The organism is Spirosoma litoris (genome assembly GCF_054776755.1).
The window spans coordinates 105,209-127,757 of the sequence record NZ_BAAHBI010000038.1 but is presented as its reverse complement, the minus strand read 5'-3'; the positions used below and the strand labels follow the sequence as shown (position 1 = coordinate 127,757).

At 46.5% G+C, this 22,549-nt stretch carries 18 protein-coding genes; 12 read left to right on the top strand and 6 right to left on the bottom strand.

What is annotated here, in order from left to right:
* The first annotated feature begins 215 nt into the window (after positions 1 to 215).
* From ACYVGR_RS23835 to ACYVGR_RS23810, 6 genes are all read left to right on the top strand, one after another.
* Positions 216 to 998, top strand: coding sequence for a ParA family protein (locus ACYVGR_RS23835; protein WP_182458385.1), 783 nt, complete (start codon positions 216 to 218; stop codon positions 996 to 998).
* 97 nt (positions 999 to 1,095) lie between these two features.
* Entirely contained in the window at positions 1,096 to 2,016 is a 921-nt protein-coding gene (locus ACYVGR_RS23830) for a ParB/RepB/Spo0J family partition protein (protein WP_182458383.1), read from the top strand.
* 110 nt (positions 2,017 to 2,126) lie between these two features.
* Complete coding sequence (locus ACYVGR_RS23825; protein WP_460961441.1) at positions 2,127 to 2,948, top strand: DUF5683 domain-containing protein; 822 nt, start codon at positions 2,127 to 2,129, stop codon at positions 2,946 to 2,948.
* Positions 2,949 to 3,045: 97 nt separating this feature from the next.
* Positions 3,046 to 3,783 carry a 4-hydroxy-tetrahydrodipicolinate reductase gene (gene dapB / locus ACYVGR_RS23820; protein WP_460961439.1) on the top strand — a complete coding sequence of 246 codons (738 nt, stop codon included), beginning with the start codon at positions 3,046 to 3,048 and terminating at the stop codon, positions 3,781 to 3,783.
* 81 nt (positions 3,784 to 3,864) lie between these two features.
* Positions 3,865 to 5,037, top strand: coding sequence for a signal peptidase I (gene lepB / locus ACYVGR_RS23815; RefSeq protein WP_460961437.1), 1,173 nt, complete (start codon positions 3,865 to 3,867; stop codon positions 5,035 to 5,037).
* Between the two features lie 137 nt (positions 5,038 to 5,174).
* A complete protein-coding gene (locus ACYVGR_RS23810) occupies positions 5,175 to 6,176 on the top strand; it encodes an N-acetylmuramoyl-L-alanine amidase family protein (protein WP_460961435.1) in 1,002 nt (333 codons plus the stop codon).
* Positions 6,177 to 6,285: 109 nt separating this feature from the next.
* Here the strand turns inward: ACYVGR_RS23810 and ung are convergent, their stop codons facing one another.
* On the bottom strand, positions 6,286 to 6,951 hold the full coding sequence (gene ung, locus ACYVGR_RS23805; protein WP_460961434.1) for a uracil-DNA glycosylase: 666 nt from the start codon (positions 6,949 to 6,951) through the stop codon (positions 6,286 to 6,288).
* Between the two features lie 143 nt (positions 6,952 to 7,094).
* On the opposite strand from ung, the gene apaG reads away from it, so the two are divergent.
* The 3 genes from apaG (at position 7,095) to ACYVGR_RS23790 (ending at position 9,765) form a co-directional block, all read left to right on the top strand.
* Positions 7,095 to 7,481 (top strand): Co2+/Mg2+ efflux protein ApaG, encoded by a 387-nt coding sequence (apaG, locus tag ACYVGR_RS23800; RefSeq protein ID WP_182458371.1) that lies wholly within the window; start codon positions 7,095 to 7,097, stop codon positions 7,479 to 7,481.
* A gap of 81 nt (positions 7,482 to 7,562) precedes the next feature.
* Positions 7,563 to 8,342, top strand: a complete 780-nt coding sequence (locus ACYVGR_RS23795; RefSeq protein ID WP_460961431.1) for an O-methyltransferase — start codon at positions 7,563 to 7,565, stop codon at positions 8,340 to 8,342.
* A gap of 58 nt (positions 8,343 to 8,400) precedes the next feature.
* Positions 8,401 to 9,765: a monooxygenase gene (locus ACYVGR_RS23790; RefSeq protein ID WP_460961429.1), complete on the top strand. Its 1,365-nt coding sequence runs from the start codon at positions 8,401 to 8,403 to the stop codon at positions 9,763 to 9,765.
* Between the two features lie 96 nt (positions 9,766 to 9,861).
* Here the strand turns inward: ACYVGR_RS23790 and ACYVGR_RS23785 are convergent, their stop codons facing one another.
* Together ACYVGR_RS23785 and ACYVGR_RS23780 are read right to left on the bottom strand one after the other, a co-directional pair.
* The gene (locus ACYVGR_RS23785; RefSeq protein WP_460961427.1) at positions 9,862 to 12,231 is read right to left on the bottom strand and encodes an ABC transporter permease; all 2,370 of its coding nucleotides are present in this window, start codon (positions 12,229 to 12,231) and stop codon (positions 9,862 to 9,864) included.
* Positions 12,232 to 12,425: 194 nt separating this feature from the next.
* Complete coding sequence (locus ACYVGR_RS23780; protein WP_460961425.1) at positions 12,426 to 14,594, bottom strand: DEAD/DEAH box helicase; 2,169 nt, start codon at positions 14,592 to 14,594, stop codon at positions 12,426 to 12,428.
* A gap of 483 nt (positions 14,595 to 15,077) precedes the next feature.
* Between ACYVGR_RS23780 and ACYVGR_RS23775 the strand changes: the two genes are divergently transcribed.
* The gene (locus ACYVGR_RS23775) at positions 15,078 to 15,305 is read left to right on the top strand and encodes a DUF2905 domain-containing protein (protein ID WP_460961423.1); all 228 of its coding nucleotides are present in this window, start codon (positions 15,078 to 15,080) and stop codon (positions 15,303 to 15,305) included.
* Here the strand turns inward: ACYVGR_RS23775 and ACYVGR_RS23770 are convergent.
* From ACYVGR_RS23770 to ACYVGR_RS23760, 3 genes are all read right to left on the bottom strand, one after another.
* A complete protein-coding gene (locus ACYVGR_RS23770) occupies positions 15,277 to 16,839 on the bottom strand; it encodes a hypothetical protein (RefSeq protein WP_460961421.1) in 1,563 nt (520 codons plus the stop codon). The two genes, ACYVGR_RS23775 and ACYVGR_RS23770, sit on opposite strands and share 29 nt — an antisense overlap.
* A gap of 216 nt (positions 16,840 to 17,055) precedes the next feature.
* Positions 17,056 to 17,862, bottom strand: coding sequence for a sugar phosphate isomerase/epimerase family protein (locus ACYVGR_RS23765; protein ID WP_460961419.1), 807 nt, complete (start codon positions 17,860 to 17,862; stop codon positions 17,056 to 17,058).
* A gap of 74 nt (positions 17,863 to 17,936) precedes the next feature.
* Positions 17,937 to 18,605, bottom strand: a complete 669-nt coding sequence (locus tag ACYVGR_RS23760) for a hypothetical protein (protein ID WP_460961417.1) — start codon at positions 18,603 to 18,605, stop codon at positions 17,937 to 17,939.
* A 250-nt stretch (positions 18,606 to 18,855) separates the two neighbouring features.
* On the opposite strand from ACYVGR_RS23760, the gene ACYVGR_RS23755 reads away from it, so the two are divergent.
* Positions 18,856 to 21,243: a T9SS type B sorting domain-containing protein gene (locus tag ACYVGR_RS23755; RefSeq protein ID WP_460961415.1), complete on the top strand. Its 2,388-nt coding sequence runs from the start codon at positions 18,856 to 18,858 to the stop codon at positions 21,241 to 21,243.
* Between the two features lie 141 nt (positions 21,244 to 21,384).
* Positions 21,385 to 22,464, top strand: coding sequence for a class II fructose-bisphosphate aldolase (gene fbaA, locus ACYVGR_RS23750; RefSeq protein ID WP_460961413.1), 1,080 nt, complete (start codon positions 21,385 to 21,387; stop codon positions 22,462 to 22,464).
* The last annotated feature ends 85 nt before the right edge of the window (positions 22,465 to 22,549 follow it).

Here is a 22,549-nt window from a genome sequence, read left to right as displayed (position 1 = left end):
TGATAACCTGCACTGATTGGCCGTTTGGCTGTAAACATAGCTGGCTAACGCTAATAGTCAATGCTTCACCTGTTTAAGTGATTATGAACCTTGCCGATTGGTCATTTATGGGTAATCTGAAGCGTACTCAAATAAATTTTGTGAAACATTCCGTGGAACAGTGCTTGCATTCGTGGAAACTAACCGGCATCTTTGGGACTGCAACGCACAGACCCATGGGTAAAGTCATTGCTATCGCCAACCAAAAGGGGGGCGTCGGTAAAACTACGACAACGATCAATTTGGCCGCCAGTTTGGCCGCCCTTGAATTTCAGACGCTCATTGTTGATGCTGATCCGCAGGCGAATTCCACGTCGGGGTTAGGTTACAATCCGAAAGAAATTGAGAACAGCATTTACGAATGTATGGTTGAGGGCGTACGCCCTCAGGATGCTATTATTCAGACGGATTTTCCGAATCTGGATTTATTGCCGTCCCATATCGATCTGGTTGGCGCTGAGATCGAAATGATCAACCTTCAGAACCGGGAGGATAAGATGAAAACCACGCTCGATGCCATTCGCGACGAGTACGATTTCATCATTATCGACTGCTCGCCTTCTTTGGGTCTCATTACGATTAACAGTCTGACTGCAGCTGATTCGGTTATTATTCCGGTTCAGTGCGAGTACTTTGCGCTTGAAGGATTGGGCAAACTGCTCAATACCATTAAGATCATTCAGTCGCGGCTGAACACGCATCTGGCTATCGAAGGCATCTTGCTAACGATGTACGATTTGCGCGTCCGGCTATCGAATCAGGTTGTTGGTGAGGTCACCAGCCATTTTCAGCAGATGGTATTTAGTACCATCATTCCGCGAAACATTCGGCTGAGCGAATCGCCCAGCTTTGGCGTTCCGGCTCTGGCGCAGGATGCCGACAGCAAAGGGGCCGTCAGTTACCTGAACCTGGCCCGAGAAATTCTGATTAAGAATGGCTTGATGCCGCAGGAAGCGTAAACTGATTTACGAATTACGATATACGGTTTCTGATTGTATTCGTACATCAGTAACAAATCGTAATTCGCACATCTTACCTCGTAAATCCATAAAGTACATGGAGAACGCAAATACCAAAGCACCAAATAAGAAGATGATGGGATTGGGTCGTGGTTTAGGTGCCTTATTGCACGACAGCGAGTCGATCGGCAGACAATCGAAGCCGTCTCCATTTGAGACAATCAGTACGATGACTGAAATTAGTTTATCGCTGATTGAAACAAACCCTTTTCAGCCACGTACCCGCTTCGATGAAGAAGCGCTGCAGGAACTGGCTGACTCAATTCGAACACAAGGTATTATTCAGCCTATCACGGTTCGCCAGTTAGGGAAAGAGCGCTATCAGCTTATTTCCGGCGAACGGCGTTTACAGGCGTCGAAGATCGTTGGGTTGACCCATATTCCGGCTTATGTTCGCACAGCGAATGACCAGCAAATGTTGGAAATGGCGCTGATTGAAAACATTCAGCGGGAAAATCTTAATGCTATTGAAATTGCTCTAAGTTATCAGCGGCTCATTACCGAGTGCAGCCTGAAGCAGGAAGAATTGGGCGAGCGTGTTGGTAAAAACCGTACAACGGTTAATAATTACATCCGGCTGCTGAAATTACCTCCCGTCATTCAGGCATCTCTACGTGACAATCGGATTTCGATGGGGCATGCTCGGGCTATTATTAATATTGAGAATCCTGATGCGCAAATTCGGCTCTTTACGAGAGCAGTTGATGAAGAATGGTCGGTGCGGAAGGTTGAGGAAGCCGTTCGGAACCTATCTGAAGATTCGCTCGAACTGACAGCTACCCGGCGTGTTACCTTGCCGAAACAGGAAATGCGCAGCCTTCAGTTCAAGCTATCATCGCTCTTCGGTACTCGCGTATCGATCAAAGCCGACGAGAAACATAAAGGCGAAATCAAGATTCCGTTTACTTCTCAGGAAGAATTAACTAAAATCCTGGAGGTGCTGAACTCGCAGAGTTGAACTCGCGGAGCTAAGCTCGTAGAGTTAAACCAGCAAACGTAATCGTGTTAAATTACTTTAAAAGGGAAAACAAGCGGATGAGTCAGGAATATCCTGGACGTTATCTGTTTATGAAGCCATTTCCTTCCACATTCGTTGTTTTCCTGTTGTTGATACTGCCGGCCTATACGCTTTTGGCACAGAATCCGGCTATCAAGCCAGCGCCCACACCAGCCGCTATCGATTCGACTCGTCAAATTCGTTCGGCGAGCGATACCATTCCAGCTACGATACGAAGAAATGGAATTAAGGTTGGGACTTCAGTATTAACACCTGACGATGATTCTACATCATTGGATAAGCCTGATACCCTGCGCGTAACCGCGAAACAGGAGGCTCAAATCCACAAAATCATCCCGAAAAAAGCGACGTTACGCTCTGTAATGCTACCGGGTCTAGGACAGGCGTATAATCGGCAGTATTATAAAATCCCATTCATTTACGCTGGTTATGGCGTAATGGGTTATCTGTTTTTTAAATACCGGGGATTGGCTCAAGAAGCCGCAATAGGCTATGGTCGCTTACTTTTTGGCGATAAAGTAACCAATACCTCTTATGCGACTTTAGATGCAGGCATTTTTCCGAAAAATTACGTAACACAGCCGGTTTATGTAGATCCCATTAAGCCCGATAAAGTACTTATCGGCGGGCAGTACTTTTACACATCGGCGGGCGCCAAAAATGCGTACGACACCTATCGGCGTTATCGGGACTTAAATGTTCTTTTGTCTATAGTTTTGTACGCCGTAAATATTGTAGAAGCGAATGTGGCGGCTCACTTAAAGACTTTTGATTTAACCGACGACATCTCGATGCTCGTCGAACCCAATGCAATTCCCATGCCCGGAACCGGTTTGGTACCTGGGGTAAGGGTGGCTTTTACGTTTAAATAAGTTTGAGGTTTGTAGTTCGATGTTTGAGGTTTACGTAGCAATACAAAACAACTATGAACATCAAACTACAAACTACAAACTACAAACTCAAACTAACTTGAATATTCTTCTTCTTGGCTATGGCAAAATGGGTAAAACGATTGAGCAGATTGCGCTCGAACGGGGACACCAGATTGCAGGCCGCATTGACGCCGATAACCAGGCCGATTTAGCTAATCTTGAACCTGATGAGGTTGATGTGGCCATTGAATTTAGCTCGCCCGAGTCGGCTGTAGCAAACATAACGTATTGCTTAGAGCGAGGATGGCCAGTCGTTTGCGGTACAACAGGCTGGCTCAGCCATCGGGGCGAAATTGAAGCGTTGTGCCAGGCTAACAAAGGAGCCTTTTTCTACGCATCAAACTACAGCATTGGCGTTAATCTATTTTTTCGGTTGAATAAAACCCTGGCTCAGTTTATGCGGAATTATCCATCGTACCACGTGTCGATGACTGAAATTCATCATACCGAAAAGAAAGACGCGCCAAGTGGAACGGCCATTACACTAGCCGAAGGCGTACTCGAGCGTTTACCGAATAAAAAACATTGGGTAAATAATGAACCCGGTAAAGAACCCCTGCCCGTAGGCGACGATGCGATTGAAATTGAGTCCTTACGGGAAGGAAAAGTGCCTGGTACGCACACCGTTCGCTATGAATCGGATGTAGACCGGATTGAAATTACGCACGTAGCCCATAATCGACTAGGATTTGCGACGGGTGCTGTGGTTGCTGCAGAGTGGCTTGTAGGTCGGGAAGGTGTATTTGGTATGGATGATCTGTTGGGAAATTTGTAAATTTGTTTCAGGTTACCTTATTAACAATCAGCACGATGCCTGATTAACATGGAACCTGAAACCTGAAACTTAGAATATTCTGTGTCTGAAGTAAAAACCAGAGCCGAAGAAAAACCGGCTAAAGCTAAGAAATCACCCATTCGCGAGTGGTTAGATTCCGTCCTGTTTGCTGTTGTGGCTGCCACACTGATTCGATGGCTGTTTATGGAAGCGTTTACGATTCCAACGCCTTCTATGGAAAACAGCCTGATGGTTGGGGATTTTTTATTCGTTAGTAAGCTGCATTATGGCACTCGTACACCTCGTACGCCCTTACAGGTGCCACTCACACACCAGAAAATTTGGGGAACCGATATTCCATCGTATAGCACCGCCATTCAACTGCCATCGTATCGACTACCGGGCTTTACGCATGTCAAAAACGGCGATGTCGTTGTATTTAATGTGCCGCCTAAATACCTCAACGATAACATTGATTATCCTGTTGATTTGAAAACCAATTACATCAAACGGTGTATAGGTATTCCTGGCGATGTATTGGAAGTACGTCAGCGTGAAGTGTTCGTGAATGGAAAGCCATTCCCGACTCCGCCACGCTCAGAGCAGAAGTATTTCATCAAAACAACGGAATCGCTCGACGCGAATTTCTTCCGTAAGTACGATATCGTTAATGATTATCGCGATCCTAGCCAGCCAACCGAAAACTGGAAGCCACTGGAGCAGTATAATGACTCCACCAAGACTTCAGTTATGGTTGGTTATAGCGTCAATACCACCAAAGACGTTATCGAGAAATTCAAAAGTTTTGATTGGGTAAAAGGCATTGAACCGATGTCTGAAAAACCCGGTGAAATGGCGCCCATGATCTACGGTACGCCAACGTTCAAATGGAATCACGATAATTTTGGCCCGATTACGGTTCCTAAAAAAGGCGTGACGATTCCAATCAATGCACAAACCATTGCGCTTTATGGTCCAGTCATTCAATTGTATGAAGGGAATGACAAAGTTGAAGTAGAGCCAGCAAGTATAAAAATTGGCGGAAAAACGATCACGTCATACACGTTCAAACAGGATTACTACTTCATGATGGGCGATAACCGCGATAACTCACTCGATTCGCGGTTCTGGGGTTTTGTTCCCGAAGATCACATCGTTGGTAAAGCTGTTTTTGTCTGGATGTCACTTGATCCGAATCCGGCCAATATCTGGAATAAAATTCGCTGGAATCGACTGTTCCGCACGATCGATTAAGCCATCTAAGAGTACGCTTAGTCATAGCCCCCAAATTTGTTTACGCCTGCTGTAGCAAATTTGGGGGTTTCGTTTAATCACAATTTGGTGACTAATCGGCTCGTTTTTACGTCAATACGTTGACATATCTTTTACCCATGAATCGAACAGCTACACCATTTCAAAAACGAATCGACGATAACCGCATCTGGTTAGGGATTTTTCTAGTGTTATTTTTTATACACGCAGAAGGTTCGCTGGCAGTGGCTAAAGGGAAAAAGAACCACGCCCATGCTCGGGCAACGTCTACCAGGAAGCTAGTATCAACAAAGCTCACGAAGCATTCTGTAGTCAGCAAAACCCGGTTGACCAGTCCTAAAATGACTAAGTCTGTCGCTGTAAAGGCTGATAAGAAAGTGAATGCTTCGCTATCTATGGCATTGTTAGGCGCAAAATATGCTCATGTGACCGTCAAAGATCAGAAACTGAAAGGAGCTGTTTATTATCTTGTTTCGGGGCATGGTGGTCCAGATCCGGGCGCATTGGGGCAGTATGGGAAAAACGTGTTACCCGAAGACGAATATGCCTATGACGTAACGATTCGCCTGGCTCGTACATTGATGGAACACGGTGCAACTACGTACATGATTGTGAGAGACCTGAATGATGGCATCCGTGATGCAAATGTGTTGAAGCTGGACCATGACGAAGTTACTTATCCCAATCAGAAGATTCCGCTTAGTCAGGTTGCACGGTTGCGTCAGTGCACCGATGCTGTCAATAAATTGCATCGAAAGCACAAAGAGGCTTACCAGCGTATGGTGACAATTCATGTCGATAGTCGGAGTGAAGGCCAGAACATCGATGTGTTTTTCTACCATCATGAAAGTAGTAAAGTCGGCAAGCGATTGGCCAAACACATTCATAAAAGCTTTCAGTCAGGCTACAAACGTAGCCAACCGAATCGCAACTATTTAGGAACCGTATCAGACCGGAGCAGTTTATATGTAGTGCGAAATACCCATCCACCCACCGTTTTTATTGAGCTAGGCAATATCCGTAACAGTAAAGATCAACAACGCTTTTTACTGGCCGATAACCGACAGGCTTTGGCGAACTGGATATGTGCCGGTTTGCAAACGGATTATAACGGACATTGAGGAGTATAGTTTACGGTTTGAGGTTTACGGTGGCTGACGCGAAAATAAGTTCACATGCGTCAGCCACCGTAAACCTCAAACCGTAAACTATACTATATACCACCTGTTATTACCACTCAATCGGTGCCAATCCTTTACTTTCCAGATAGGCATTGGCCTGGCTAAAATGCTTGGTGCCGAACCATCCACCATAATTAGCTGCCATAGGCGAGGGGTGTTTGGCTTTCAGAACTAAGTGTTTTTTGCTGTCAATAACGGCTCCTTTCTTTTGCGCATAAGCCCCCCAAAGCATAAAAACAACGTTCCGTTTTTCATCTGAAATAAGCTTGATCACAGAATCCGTAAAGGTTTCCCAGCCTTTGCCCTGATGCGACCCCGCTTGCCCCGCCCGAACAGTAAGCGTCGAATTGAGGAGCATAACGCCCTGGCTAGCCCAGCGCTCAAGATTGCCCGATTTGGGTACGGGTTTGCCCAGATCGTCCTGAATTTCTTTGAAGATATTAATTAAGGATGGCGGTTTCGCAATCCCATCGGCTACTGAAAAAGCAAGCCCGTTCGCTTGGCCTTCGCCATGATAAGGATCTTGCCCAAGAATAACAACGCGGGTGTTGTCGAAGCTACATTTGTCAAACGCATTGAAAATCAGGCGGCCGGGTGGATAAACCCGTTGTGTACTATACTCGTGCCGAATAAATTCAGCCAGTTCAACGAAATAAGGTTTGTCGAATTCAGCTTGCAGGCGAATTTTCCACGATTCGGCAATGGATACGTTCATGTAGGGAACTGATAAAGGTGATAAGGCATTATACGCCTATAAATGCTGGAACCTGTCCATCAAAAATATTTTCAGACCAGTTCTTGCGTAACAAAACTAATCAACTTAATTTTCGTTCTAAGGTTGCAAACGATACTAAATTTATGGTTTCGTCAGTCACAGAAGGCGTAAAAGTTAGCGTGAAGACTGAGTATCAGGCTGATTACTCCAGTCCGCTCCAGGCTCACTATGTATTTACTTATCGAATTACCATTGAAAATGCCAGCGAGTATACGATTCAGTTGCTCCGGCGCCATTGGTTAATTTTCGACTCAAACGGTACGGTTCGCGAAGTAGAAGGCGAGGGCGTTGTTGGCCTGCAACCTGTGCTGGAGCCGGGTGAAGTTCACGAATACGTATCAGGCTGTAACTTGCGGTCGAGCATTGGTAAAATGACGGGTACCTACCTCGTCGAACGAATGATCGATGGCAAACAACTGCGCATCGGTATTCCGGAGTTCACGATGGTGGTGCCATATAAACTTAATTGATTTACGGATTACGGTTTACGAATTACGATGTGTGATTCGATTTGAAAATCGTAAAACGTACGTCGTAAATCGTACTTCTTTTTGATTACCGCTTATCTTCGTTATTTAAGTCGCGCCCGCGACGAACATTCGCTTCATTCTCCTTTTCTGTTTACGTTGTATAATGAGGTCATTCGGGCTAAACGGGCTCCGAAGGCATTATTTGAACCTATTCAGTCATTACGAAAAGACCTGCGCAAGAGCCGACAACTAATTACAATTGCCGATTTCGGTGCTGGTTCTAAAATAAATTCGTCCCGACAACGTACGGTTGGCGATATTGCCCGCAATTCGCAGAAGTCAAGTCGCTTTGGCCGGTTGTTGTTTCGACTTATTCAGCGATTTCAGGCAAAGAATATTGTTGATCTGGGCACTTCGCTGGGCATAACCACAGCCTATCTGGCCGAAGCTACCAAACCATTCGGGGGGCACGTGTTAACCTTTGAAGGGTGTCCTGAAACGGCTGCTATTGCCCGTCAGAATTTTGACCAGTTAGGTGCTCACCATGTGGATATCATTGTGGGTAATCTGGACGAAACATTGGCTTCGGCAGTAGCTTCTCTCGCTCCAATCGATTTCGCTTTTTTTGATGCCAATCACCGTTACGAGCCCACCGTTCGTTACTTCGAAACCTGCCTGACGAATATCCATAACGATACCGTATTTGTGTTTGATGATATTCATTGGTCGGCCGAAATGGAGCAGGCCTGGACGTATATTAAAGCCCATCCGAGCGTAAGCGTAACGGTCGATTTATTTTGGATAGGCCTGGTTTTCTTTCGACAAGAGCAGCCGAAACAGGATTTTATCCTACAATTTTAACGGAAATTACAGGGAATATACTTATCTTTCGTTAGGCTACCCTGGGCCTAAATAGATCATGAACTTCCTGACTTATACGCGCTTAGGCCTTTGTGTTGGTATTGCCACCTTATTGTTGACTCTAGTATCCTGTAGTAAGAAAGCTACAGAGTCACCTGATCCAACGGAATCGGCTTCGTTCGACCTGATTCAACAAAAGATATTGACGCCTTCCTGCGCTACGTCGGGTTGTCATTCGTCTGAAAAAGACGGTACGTTTGCTCAACATGGCCTCGTACTGGCTGCAGGTGTTGCCTACGCAAACCTGGTTGGTGTAGATCCTAAAAATAGTGACGCGAAAGCCGACGGGCTCAAACGAGTAAAACCCTATGCATCGCTGGAAAGCCTGCTGTATCACAAACTAAATATTTCAGCCACCCACCATTCTGGAAAACAATATGGCAATCCTATGCCATTAGGTGGTAACACCTTGCCTGATGGGCAAATTGAATTTGTTCGTCGGTGGATTGAAGCTGGCGCTCCTAAAACGGGTAACGTAGCTGATGTTACTCTCTTGGAAGATAAGACCGTCACTGTAGCGACCTATGAGCCCCTGGCAGTACCTACTGTCGGGACTGGTTATCAGATGGCAGTTCCTCTATTCGATGTTCAGCCTAACTTTGAGCGTGAATTATTTACCCGTAAAATGGTGGGGAACACCCAGGATATTTATGTGAATCGGTACGAAACTAAGATGCGTAGTGGTAGCCACCATTTTGTCGCGTACGATTTTCGGAGTAAAAGCTCGTTGCCCAACCTGAATGACATCCGCGATTTACGTAATCCCGATAATTCCCTCAATATACTGACGGCCATTACCATGTCGAACCACGTTTATCTGGCAGGTTCGCAGGCTCAGTATCAGGACTATACCTTTCCGGCAGGTGCGGCTTTGTTAATTCCAGCCGGAGCGTCGTTCGATCTGAATTCACACTTTGTGAATAAAACGACGTCCGTAATGAAGGGGGAAGCTCAAATTAACTTGTATACAGTCGATAAGTCGACCGTGAAAATAGTCGTTCAGACGCTGGATTTGAGCAACACCAATCTTACACTGCCCGCCAACACGCGGGTTACGATGACCAAATCATTTACGTTCGACAAGCCTCGTAAAATCCTGACGCTAACGTCGCACATGCATAAACTGGGCGAGAAGTTTGTGATAAAAATTAAAGGCGGTACCCGCGACGGCGAAATTGTTTATACCTCAACCGACTGGGAAAGCCCGGACATTATCACCTTTGCAACGCCTATTGACCTGAAAAAAGGCGAAGGGCTGACATCCGAAATTACCTACAACAACACCACTGCGAAAGCTGTCAGTTTTGGCCTAACCAGCGAAGATGAGATGGGCATCATCTTCGGGTATTATTACGAGCCGTAATATGTAGAGCCGCAATCCCTTGCGGCTCCTTATCTGGATGGCTTTTGATAATACTATTGCTGACGCGAAGGAGCCGCAAGGGATTGCGGCTCTACGTTATTCCGCCCGCAGACTCTTCACCGGGTCCATCATCGCTGCTTTTATGCTTTGGAAACTTACCGTAAACAACGCAATCAACACGGCTGATAGGATAGCGACCAGGAAATACCACCACTCCAGATTGATACGATAGGCATACTTTTCGAGCCATCCACTCAGGAAGTACCAGCCCAGCGGAAAGGCAATAAAAGCCGCGAGTAGCACCAATTGAATAAACTCTTTGGAGAGCATACCGATGAGATTGGGGACACCCGCTCCCAATACTTTCCGAATGCCGATTTCCTTCGTTCGCTGCTCAGCTGTGAAGGTAGCCAGACCGAACAAGCCCAGGCAGGAGATAAAAATGGCCAGGAATGCAAAGTAGCTGGATAGCTTACTCACCGTGTTTTCCGATTTGTATAAGTTCGAAAACTCCTGATCGGTAAACGAGTATTTGAACGGGAAGTGTGGGTTGAATTTCTTGAAACTAGCTTCCAGACTCGCTACGGCCTGCTTCGTTTGCCCCGGTTGGGTGCGTACCAATACGCTTCCCCAATAGTTTGTCGTATCATTGGCTCCGCGCTGCAAATGAAGAATTAGGGGTTCAATGGCTGTATGAAGTGAGTTGTAATGGAAGTCTTTCATCAGACCAATGATTTTGCCCTTTTTACCCCACATGGTCATTTCTTTTCCAACGGGATCTTTGTATCCCATTTTCCGGGCCGATGCTTCGTTGATTAAGTAATTGCTGGTATCGGTGCTGAACTCCGGCGAAAAATCGCGGCCATCGATCAGCTTAATACCCATTGTTTTTACGTAATCGTACGAGATGGCATTTTGGCTAAAGAGCATCAATTGAGTGGTGTCTTTTCCCGGCCATCGAACACCTTGCGTTGAACTGCCCACTTCAAGCGGGTCTGATTGAGCACAGGTGACCGATTTGATGCCAGGCTCACGTTCCAGTTCCTGACGGAATGCCTGGAAATTCTTGGCCAAATCACCTTCCAGGGGCATATACAGCAAGCCTTCGCGGTTATAACCAAGGTTTTTGGTCTGGATATATTGGATTTGACGATAGACCACAAGCGTTCCCAGAATCAGCATGATGGAAAGCCCGAATTGAAGAACAACCAGCCCTTTACGGAAATAGGTAGCACTTGCTTTGAATTTCAGCGCTCCTTTGAGAATGACAACCGGATTAAGCGACGACATGAACAGCGCTGGATAACTTCCCGAAACCAGACCTGTGAGCAACGCCAGGGAAACCAGCAGTAAGACAAAGGTGGGATTGGAAAAATCGAGCGAAAGGTGCTTTTCGGTTAAGGTGTTAAAGACGGGAAGAATCAGCAGTACGAGCATCACCGAAAGAATTAGTGATAGCAGTGTGATCAGCATCGATTCGCCCAGGAATTGACCAATTAGGCTGTTTTTATACGCGCCAACTACTTTCCTGACCCCCACTTCCTTTGAACGTTTGACCGAGCGTGCCGTAGCCAGATTCATGAAATTGATACAGGCAATGGCCAGAATGAAAATAGCGACAATCGAGAAGGTTTTTACATACTCGATCCGGCCGCCGTTTTGCTTGCCCGCATCCCAGTTCGAATACAGGTACGATTCGCCATAGTTTTGCAGGAACAGATCGACGTTACTGTCTTTATTTTTCGTTTTGATGTAATTCTTGATCTTGGCATTCACCTTATCGACCGATGCGTTCTGAGCCAAGAGGACATAACAGCGGGGGCCGTTGTTTCCCCACTCCTGAGCCCATTTGTTGGCTTTTTTCCAACGGTCGTAACTCATCAGGAAGTCGAATTTCAATGAAGAGGCTTCTGGCATGTCGGCGAGTATACCCGTCACCATGACATCATCGGTGTTGTCGATTCGGACAGTTTTACCCATTGGGTTTTGTCCTTTGAAGTATTTATCGGCCAGTTTCTGAGAGATAACCAGCCCGTCAGGACGTTTGAGCGCAGTTTTTGGGTCACCTTCTTTGAGCGGGAACGAAAACATTGTCAGGAAATCGCCTTGTACGAAGCGCCCTTTCTCTTTTTCGAAGGTATTGCCAACCGTAAACAAGGGTGTGTTCTCCCAAAGCATCTGGCTCGCCAATTCAATTTCGGGAATGTCTTTAACGATATTTTCGGCCAGAATCCCCGGAGTGGAAGCGTATGTGTTGATAACACCCGTGTAGTGCTGGTTTTCCATCACCCGATAAAGGCGACTGTCGTTTTTATGAAAACGATCCATGTGCCGCTCATCCTGAACCCAAATCATAATGAGCAAACTACAGGCCATCCCTAGGGCCAGTCCCAGAATGTTAATGAAGGAGAATGTCTTGTTTTTCCAGAGGTTTCGCCAGGCGATTTTGATATAGCTGCGTAGCATGTGTTTGGGAGTTTGGCGTGGAGCAAGGTGCGCGGAGCAGGGGTAAACCAAGCTCCGCGCACCTTGCTCCACGCTATTCACACGCAAAGACAAGATGGCAGTCAAGACGTTGCATGGGCAGGATGAATTGGTAAAAACAAAAATGCCAGCCTGTTGAAACAGACTGGCATTTTTATGAACTCTAGACTCAGGGATTATCGTGCTACTTCAATATTTACCCGGCGACCTTTGATTGTATTGCCTTCCATAACGTCGACAACGCGATTAGCTACATCTTTCGGTACGTCAACATAGGTGAATTTGTCGAAGATGTCGATGCTACCGATGCTGTTGCCTGGAATGTTGGCTTCACCTGCAATGGCACCTACAATATCGCCCGGACGAACGAAATCTTTACGACCGATGCTCACCATCAGACGAGTCATGTTCGCTTCACGCTCGCGAGGAACACGTTTGTCATCCCGTTCGAAATAAGGCTTACGTTCGCCATCCCGACGGTCTGGTCCGTCATTACGGTTGCGATCACGATCGCCAAAACGTGGACGATCGTCGTTACGGCTGCGGTCTCCGAAACGTGAGCCACGATCATCACGATCCCCGAAACGGCTACCACCCCGACGATCTGGTCCGTCGTTACGGTCAAAACGACCTGAACCTTCACGACGGTCACGACGATCGCCGAAGCGATCATTGCCCCGACCACGGTCCTCACGACGACGATCATCTTCCAGACCCAGGTTCTGATCGGCAAATTCGTTTTTCTCCAGACCCATGCTACGTTTTACCAAAGCCGCTACAATCTGTTCGGTTGTGAAACCGGTATGATGCAGTTGAGTCAGTAAATCGTCGTACAGGTTAAGGTCGTTGCTTTCCTGAATCGTTTGTTGCAATTGCTCGATGAAACGAGCTTTACGAACGCCAACGATATCTTCGAAAGAAGGAATTACGCCTTTCTCAACTCGTACTTTGGTATATGATTGGATTTCGCGGAAGCGATATTTTTCATCGCGACCAACCAGCGAGAACGCCCGGCCCGATTTGCCAGCGCGACCCGTCCGACCAATCCGGTGTACATAATATTCTTCGTCGAGCGGAATATCGAAGTTGATAACCGCATCTACATCGTCAACGTCGATACCACGAGCCGCTACATCGGTAGCAACCAGAATATTGGTCGTGCCCGCGCGGAATTTGCTCATGACATTACTCCGTTGCGACTGCCGAAGATCACCGTGTAAACCTTCGGCCTGATAACCGCGGATTTGCAGGTCTTCTACAATCTCATCAACCTTGCGCTTGGTGTTACAGAATACCAACAATAGCTTCAGGTCGTACATGTCGATCAAACGACACATCACTTCCACTTTTGCTTTTGGTTTCACCTCAAAATAGACCTGCTCGATGTTGGTGTTGGTCAATTCTTTTTTGACAACTTTCACCAAGACAGGGTCTTGCTGGAATTTCTGGGTGATCTGCATAATTGGCTTCGACATGGTAGCCGAGAACAGGATCGTCTGCCGCTCTTCGGGCATATCTTCCAGAATGCTCTCGATATCTTCGCGGAAACCCATATCCAGCATTTCATCGGCTTCGTCAAGAATCATCATCTTCACGTTGTCGAGTTTGAGCGTGTTACGCTCCATATGATCCATCACACGACCTGGTGTACCGATTACGATATGCACACCGCTCTTAAGCGACCGGATTTGGCGCTCGATAGAATCACCACCGTAGATAGCTTCGACACGGACACCACGCTTATATTTAGCGAGTTTCTTGATTTCTTCGGCTACCTGCAACGCTAACTCACGAGTTGGGCAGAGAATAAGCGTTTGTACCGAACGATCCTGAACATCAATCAGTTCGAGAGCTGGAATACCAAACGCAGCGGTTTTGCCCGTTCCAGTTTGCGCCTGCCCAATTACATCGCGACCAGCCAGAATTGGTGGGATCGCTTCAGCCTGAATTGGCGATGGGCTAACGAAGCCCATGTCGGTTACGGCTTGTAATAATTCAGGCGAAATATCTAAGCTAGAGAACAGAATCTGATTCGGATCAACTTTTGGGGTTACTTCGGCAGCAGGCGCTTTCTCCGTAACAGGTGCTTGAGTTGTTGTTGGAGCATCGGCCACGATAATTACTTTATCGGCGATACCTTCCACAACAGTTTCAACGGCTGTATCATCAGCAGACGTTTCAGTTGTTGCTTCAACGTCTGATTGGGTAACTTTCTTTTTAGGGACTTTAGCCGTTTTAACCTCAACGGTAGCTGCAGAAACTGCACTAGCGGCCATTTCGGCGGCTATTTTTTCAATGTCCTGAAGATCATTTTGATCAACGGTTTTGGTTGTTTTCGTTTTCATTAATTGGGAATGATTAAATAAAATAAATCATCCAAACGAAGACGAGTGTGTGCCAGTGAACGGCGCGATATTGCGAGAATTGCCCAACGAACGAAGCTGCCCAACGACCCAACTAGGCCCCAATTTTCCCCCGCCCTGATCAAAAGGGGGAAACGAACAACGATCGGTGTCGACTCTGCGACTTAATACCGATACGACCGATTGACGATTAGCCCACGCGCAAATGTTCCGACACAGCGGAACGTCCACCCAGAAACCCATCTGTACATCCGTACATTGGCTCTGTCAGACCTAAACTCAGCGTGTAAAAAGGAGAGTAACAGAGACGCGACGGATGTCGCTTGTAAAATCTGGTGCAAAATTAAGTATAAATTGCCGAAAAAGCAAGTGTTGGCTTACTTATATTGTATTTATTTTAGAAACATGGTTTTTTTGTCATTTCTACGTCAGGAGAAATGACAAAAAATAGTGAAACCCGATTCTATGAACCCAACCATTGGTAAATACATCATACTTGCCGGGGCCGCTATTATCCTGATTGGTTTGGTCGTCTATTTTTTCGGCGACAAACTGAATTGGCTGGGCCGATTACCGGGTGATATTCGAATTGAAGGGAAAAATGGGGGAGGATTCTACTTCCCAGTTGTCACCTGTATAATTGTCAGTATTGTACTGAATCTGCTTATCGGTCTGATCCGTCGCTTTTTTTAACCGCAGCGCTGGTCGATTTAGTGGATTGATTCTCTTCGCTGTAGGTCAGCTTGTTCAGGTAGAATACTTCTCGCTGAGTCGAGACGTGTTTAGGGGAAATCTTTTGAAAGCCACAGGCCAGAAAGTGCTGACCATACCAGGCCATCAGATTATCCTGGGCTGAAAAAGTTACTTTCTCATTTTCAGTATTCGTCTGAAGCTTAAATTTCTCCGTTTCTTTCAGAATCTTATTGCCCTGAATCACCTCCGTATTGATTTCTCCATCGTTGGGGTAGGCCAGTACGATGCGGTCGCCCTGTTGCGATACTTGCACCATTTCGGTCAGATCGGTACTGAGCAGTTCTTTAATCGGGAAGCAATTGTCCCATAGAAGTTTCCCTTGTTTATCGAAGCCGCAAATAAAGGCGTGTGTATACCGGAATCCTTCGTAACGATCGGAACCGCGCAAGAAGCCTCCATAGCCCAATGCACTGCCCCGATACTGCGGAAAATAGACTTCGGCTACCAAGGTGAGCCCATCGGCAGTAGGTTGTAGGTCATGCACTAAAAGCCTATATCGAAATTTGTAGTCTTTACCTTCGTCTTTCTTCTTTTTAGCCCGTGCCAGCAGTTTTTGCTGGCGATTGGGTTTTAAATAATTGAAGAAATTCTGAAGCTGCGAGAACTCGATATATTGAATATTGGTAACGGGCTCGTCAGTAGCCGTGTTTCCCGATTCACTGTGTCGAATGCGTGTCACGTAAATGCCTTGTGAATAGGGCGTACAATCGGTGGAATAATTACCGACGAGCAGCGATTCATGCTCATTAACCGGTAAGAGTTTTCCGGAAATGAGGGCGTTTTCAGCTCCATCGAAATCCAGAGTGCGGAGCAGCTTACTGTCGTAATTGTAGGTTCTGATCGAAAATTTGCAGTGGCGTTTGAGAGAATGAACCAGCACATTTACTTCTTTTCGAACATCATCGACTTCCAGGCTACTGATTTCCATGTGATTAACGTACATGCCCGGCAACACCTTTGTCGACTGGTCGAAAAAGGAGAAGGTCATCACGACTGGTCGCCCGTGACGATACCCACCCACATATGCCTGACTGCCCATCACTTTAAATTGATGAACATCGAACTGGTCGATTAAACGCCCTTCAAATGTCTCGATTACGCCATCGTCGAGGTGTAATCGTACGAATTGAAACTCATCCGTATCATATTCGCGAAACAGGTGGTAAACGTACTGATCGTTGTTATAGGTTGATATAGGCTTAAATTTCGTGTCCTGCTTAAACGTTGTTTTCCACAGTAATTTGAGATTAATATCGTACTTCTGGAAGTTGAAATTAACGGGTGATGTTTCATAAAATCCTCCCGTCCGAATGGTCATTAAAACGCCCTTCTCGTTTAAAGGGGTTACGTCGAAAGATTCAGCTTCGTTCGGATCGGACGGTATTTCAATACGTAATGACTGTGCCAACTGTGCCTGTACCGAAGGCAGAGTAGTCGCTAGAATCAGGCAGCACAGGTAGAGGATACGAATCATATACTCAAATTTACGATTTATACGGAGTATGGGACAAGTTTATTTTTCGATAGGATTAACAGGATAAAACAGGATTATAGGACCAGAAGAAAATCCTGTTTTATCCTGTTAATCCTGTCAAAAAATAAACAATGGTCAACCCGCATAGAATATATGAACTAGAGCAAAAATCATACTGTAAACGAGCCTGAACCGTAAATCACAACTTGTACATGCTTACACTTTCCATCTTTTTTTCAAATAGTCTTTCATGAATACGTTTACATCCCATTGACTAGCAACAGGTTGCTGTGTATAGGGGAGGGTAGGGAGATAACCCGCTGGACCAAATTCACAGGTGACCGTTAGGGCTGGGGCATTGGCTTTTTGGTGCCGGTCCCGAATGGCGTCCCACCACTTGGCATGACTTTCGAGGGCGTCTTTCCACTCCGGCGCACGAGGATCGTTTACCTGCGGCCCTTCTGGATGACCCACCCGGCAATGAATATGGTCACTAACCGCAATGGCACGATTAACATTCTGAGCCTGGTCGGACAGATACGATTCGGCCACGTTAACCCAGTGCGAATAATCGGCGGTTAGGCGCAGATTAGGTAATTTAAGCAGATAGTATTGGATGGCGGGCGCGCTATAAGAGAATCGACCCCGGTGGGTTTCATGCAGAATACGAACGCCTGTTTGTTTCTCAACATCGGCTGCCATTTGAATCAACTCGGCATTTTGCTCGAATGTAAAATAATCGTGGCCGGTGTGGGCGTTTATGAACATCGGTTTGTACGACGCGATGTCGAGCAGGTCATCGTGGTATTTTTTCTTGTGTTCGGCAAAGTCACTGCCGCCCCCGAAAGCCATTAAAATCAGGTCGAGACCGTTGTCGTGCATGACCTGGGTTGCTTCCTTCCGCTTATCGGGCCCGGCCGAGATTTCCATGCCATCGTAACCGACGGCTTTCACGCGTTTAGCAGCTTCGGCATACGAAAGGTTTTCCATTCCCCACATGGGGCAAAAGAAGATCGTTTTCAAGAATTCAATGGGTTTAGTTTAGCAAGCCAATGGCGGCCAAAATGATGGTTTCAGAAATCAATAATTCTGGATGCTTATGAAATCCACAACCTCGCAGAACCTACTACTTTCCAGGTATCTTTTTTTCGCTCCAAAAAGACGAGATAGCCTGCACCTGATCGCCCATCGCTAAGTTCAGAATAATAGCATAAAGCTTTTTGCTGATCTGCCGAATAAGCCACTTTAGACAAACTGATCAAACTGCCAAAGTTTTTATAATCGTTGCGAAGGGCGTAAAACCCCCGACTCCGGTGGTTCTCTTTGCTAAAGTAGTAGTCGTCCTGTTGGGCTGTCCATAGTTCGTTCTTACGGCAGGCTAGTTCAAGCGGGTGTTTGATTTCATAGTTTGTAAACTGATTCGTATCAATAGCGGCAATGAACGTTTTCCAGCCCGGCTCCTGATAAAATGTCTCTTTGGGGGACGTCAGAGAAGCTAAATTTTTCTGTGCCTTCGGGAAATCGAAACGGAACGAATGTTTCCCTTTTTCCTGAGTAACCGTTTTGATAAGCAATAGCCAGTTTCGTCGGTAGGCATATTGTTCATTCGTACACTTCGAGAAGTCGTTCAGTATAGTTGTATAAACGGAGTAATCTTCGTCGGGCAAGGCCGGATAAGTAGGCTGGCTATAGGCTGGTTGCCAGAGTATTTGTGCGAAAATAAGCCCTGAAAAAATCGCACGGAATACCTGAAGTTGGTTTAACATATGTAGGAATGGTGTAGACTGCCTGAAAGTGTTCGTACTCATACAAAACAATTGTGGAGGATGGCTAAGTGGCGTCAAATTTAATCTGAAAATCATCCAACTGCTATCACTGAAAAAGGGTCATTCGTTGTTAAGTAGAAATTCAATTTCAGTTTGTCTTTGTTAGTACTTCCTTGTGTTTGAGCAAGTTTACTCATCGATATACGTGAAGCAACTTTCTTTTCAATTCCGACTAAAAAAACGGACGATAATGGGCCTCAGTAAGGCGCTCTTATTCGTAAGTTTTCTGTACAGTTCGGCGCGAGCGCAATCGGTAAAAACCTATGCCAACTGGTACTTTGGGGACGGTGCGGGGGTTACCTTTACTAGCGGGAGCGCTCTGACCGACGGCAAGTTGCATACTGCCGAAGGTTGTGCCAGTATGTCGGATGAAAATGGCCAACTGCTCTTCTATACCGATGGGAGTACAATCTGGAATCGGAATCATGACGTTATGCCGGGTGCTACTGGTTTAGGGGGCAATAGTCATGCCACACAATCGGCTCTGATTGTTCCATATCAGAACAGTACCAAGCAGTTTTATGTGTTTTCGGTAGGTACGCAAAATCAGAATACCAGCATTCAGTACGCGTATGTCGATATGAATCTGAACGGTGGTTTAGGCGGTTTGACTTACAAAAATAAGGTTCTGCTGGCGGGTTCTTCGGAGAAAATTACGGTTGTCAAGCATTGTAATAATCTGAATCACTGGATTATTACCCACGACTTTGGGAGCAATACGTTCCGGGTTTATTTGATCAATGATAACGGTCTGATCCTTACCCCTGCATTATACAGCGTTGGCAGCACCCATCAATCATTGTCGGGAGCCGGGCATAGTGCGCGTCAGCAGAATAAAGGCTATATGAAGCCATCGCATGATGGGCGGAAGCTAGCCGTTGCCGTTTCGGATAGTATACAGGGTGGGTTTCTGGAAGTGTTTAATTTTGACAACAAAACGGGAATTATCTCAAACCCCATGAAGCTAGAGACTGCTGAAACAGTTGGCGCATACGGCGTCGAATTCTCGCCTGATAACAGCCTGCTCTATCTTTCATCCATGTTCAGTAAAAAGATACAGCAGATTAATGTAGCCAGTTTGTCGGTCAATGCAACGCTGACTGTGCAAGGGCAAACGACCTATTCGCCCGGTATTGGTGCTTTACAGATTGGACTTGATGGGAAAATCTACGGAGCCGTGCCCGGCGAGGAATATCTACTAGCGATTAATCAACCGAATCAATCGGGAACGGGCTGCGGGTTGATATCGCAGGGTGTTAGTCTGAGTGGCCGAAAAGCGATGGCGGGGCTGCCATTTTTGCTCGATGAGGTGGTCCTGTTGCCGCCTGAACTCAGCATCTCGTTGAAAAAGCCCGGCGGTTGTAATAATTTTTTGCTGGAATCGAAGGTGGTTAACCTCGACCCGAATTACCTGCTCTATCAATGGTATGTCGATGGGGTTGCGGCTGCTGGGGGTGATAAAGCAACGCTGAAACCGACTAAAACAGGTACCTATACGCTTAAAATACGGGAAACTAAATGCCAGGATATACAAATGACTTCCAATGAAATTAAGGTCGTTCTGGTTGAAGCAAATCCGACCGCTAAGGCCGTTCCTGATTCCTGTGGCACGTTTTTACTCAACGCGCATGCTAGTGGAGGTACTGTTCAGTGGACTGGATTCGGTATTTCACCGCCACGAGATCAACTGGATTCGCTGATTGTTTCTAAGATTACGGGTAGTCAGACGTTTCGGGTCAAGGTCGTCGATCCTGATGATGCTACCTGTTTTGCGGAGAAAGACGTAACGACAACGTTTTCTCCTCCGCCCCCTTTCCCATTTGCGGACCCCATCCGTTCGGGCTGTGGTGATACACTCACATTACGAGCTACCCCTACAACCGATTGGGATACTTTTCGTTGGAAACAACCCGACGGCGCTTCGGTAACTGGAACAACTGTCTTGGCAAGACAAAGTGGATACTATCAGCTAATCGCATTGAGTACGAGTACCGGTTGCAAAAGTGAGACTTCCATCATGGTGAATCTATTTCCAAATCCTGAACTGCAACTGAGCCAGCATCAGGTGGATACCTGTTTTGCTAACAATAATAGCTACCTGGAGCTAGATGCCGGTTCGATCCCTAACGTTATCTATACCTGGACGAGCGATGGAAAAACCATTGGGACAACTCAGTTTCTGAAAGCGTACGCATACGGTTCGTATACGATTTCCGTTCGTACGTCGGATGGGTGCCAGGCCGTCGATTCAGTTCGTATCCGTACCAACTGCCCGCCAAGCCCGGCTGTAGTTAATGTGCCCGATGCGTTTACACCCAATCAGGATGGTATGAATGAGGTTCTTGTCATTTACGGGTCGGGAGCCGAGCAGATGACCTTGACTGTTTACAACCGTTGGGGCGAACCGATTTATAGCGTAAGCAATGGCGTTATGTCGCCATCGGGTTGGGCAACCTGGGATGGAACCTATAAGGGTCAGCCAGTTGCGAGTGGCGTATACATATATAAGTTGGCAGGTAAAAGCATCGATTACCCGGAATCGTTTGTTCGGGAGGGTACGGTTGAGGTGATTCGGTAAGTGACTTTTGGAGGGGTAAAATGGAGAGATAGTAGCAATATTCCACGAATATCCGCAACTTTACCCTTCGAAATCAAATAGGTTAGCCGCCCCTGTTTTCGGTAAACTATTTCTTAAACGAATCCAAAAATATCCCTAGTCATGAGTGAAGTAACCACCCGTTTTGCCCCCGGCGTTGTGACCGGCGAAGGCGTTTCCCAACTTTTCCGTCACGCTAACGAAAATGATTACGCCCTGCCAGCCGTCAATGTTGTCGGTACAGACTCGGTAAATGCTGTGCTGGAAACAGCAAAAGCTGTTAACTCACCAGTGATCATCCAGTTCTCAAACGGCGGTGGTATTTTTTACGCTGGTAAAAGCTTACCAAACGACAAGCAACAAGGTGCCATTGCTGGCTCGATTTCGGGCGCATTGCACGTTCACCACGTAGCTGAACTCTATGGTGTTCCGGTGATTCTGCATACCGACCACTGTGCTAAAAAACTGCTTCCCTGGATCGATGGTCTGCTGGCCGCTGGCGAAAAACATTTCGATCAAACAGGTAAGCCGTTGTTCTCGTCGCACATGCTCGATCTGTCGGAAGAGCCAATCGAAGAAAACATCGAAATCTGTTCGAAATACTTTGAGCGCATGGCTAAAATCGGCATGACGCTCGAAATTGAATTAGGGGTTACGGGTGGTGAAGAAGATGGCGTTGACAACTCTGACGTTGACGATTCGAAACTATACACACAGCCTTCTGAAGTTGCTTACGCCTATGAAGAGCTGAGCAAAATTTCGCCAAACTTTACGATTGCTGCGGCTTTTGGTAACGTTCACGGCGTATACAAGCCAGGTAATGTGAAGCTGTCGCCAATCATTCTGGACAACTCACAGAAATACATCCAGGAGAAGTATGCAACGGGTCCTCTGCCCGTGAACTTCGTATTCCACGGTGGATCGGGTTCGAGCCGTGAGGAAATTCGCGAAGCCATCCGCTATGGTGCCGTGAAAATGAACCTCGATACCGACATGCAATGGGCCATGTGGGAAGGTATCCTGAAATACTACAAATCGAAAGAAGGATATCTGCAATCGCAGTTAGGTAACCCCGAAGGGTCTGATTCGCCAAACAAAAAATACTACGATCCACGTGTATGGCTACGTAAAGGCGAAGAAAGCATGGTACAACGCCTGAAAATCGCGTTTGAAGATCTGAACTGTATCAACCGGTTGGCTTAGTCAATATACGGTGTTCAGTTTACAGTGGTGTCGGGTTGAAGAACCCGACACTTTTTTTGTATCTAATTCAGCTGGTTAAATGAGA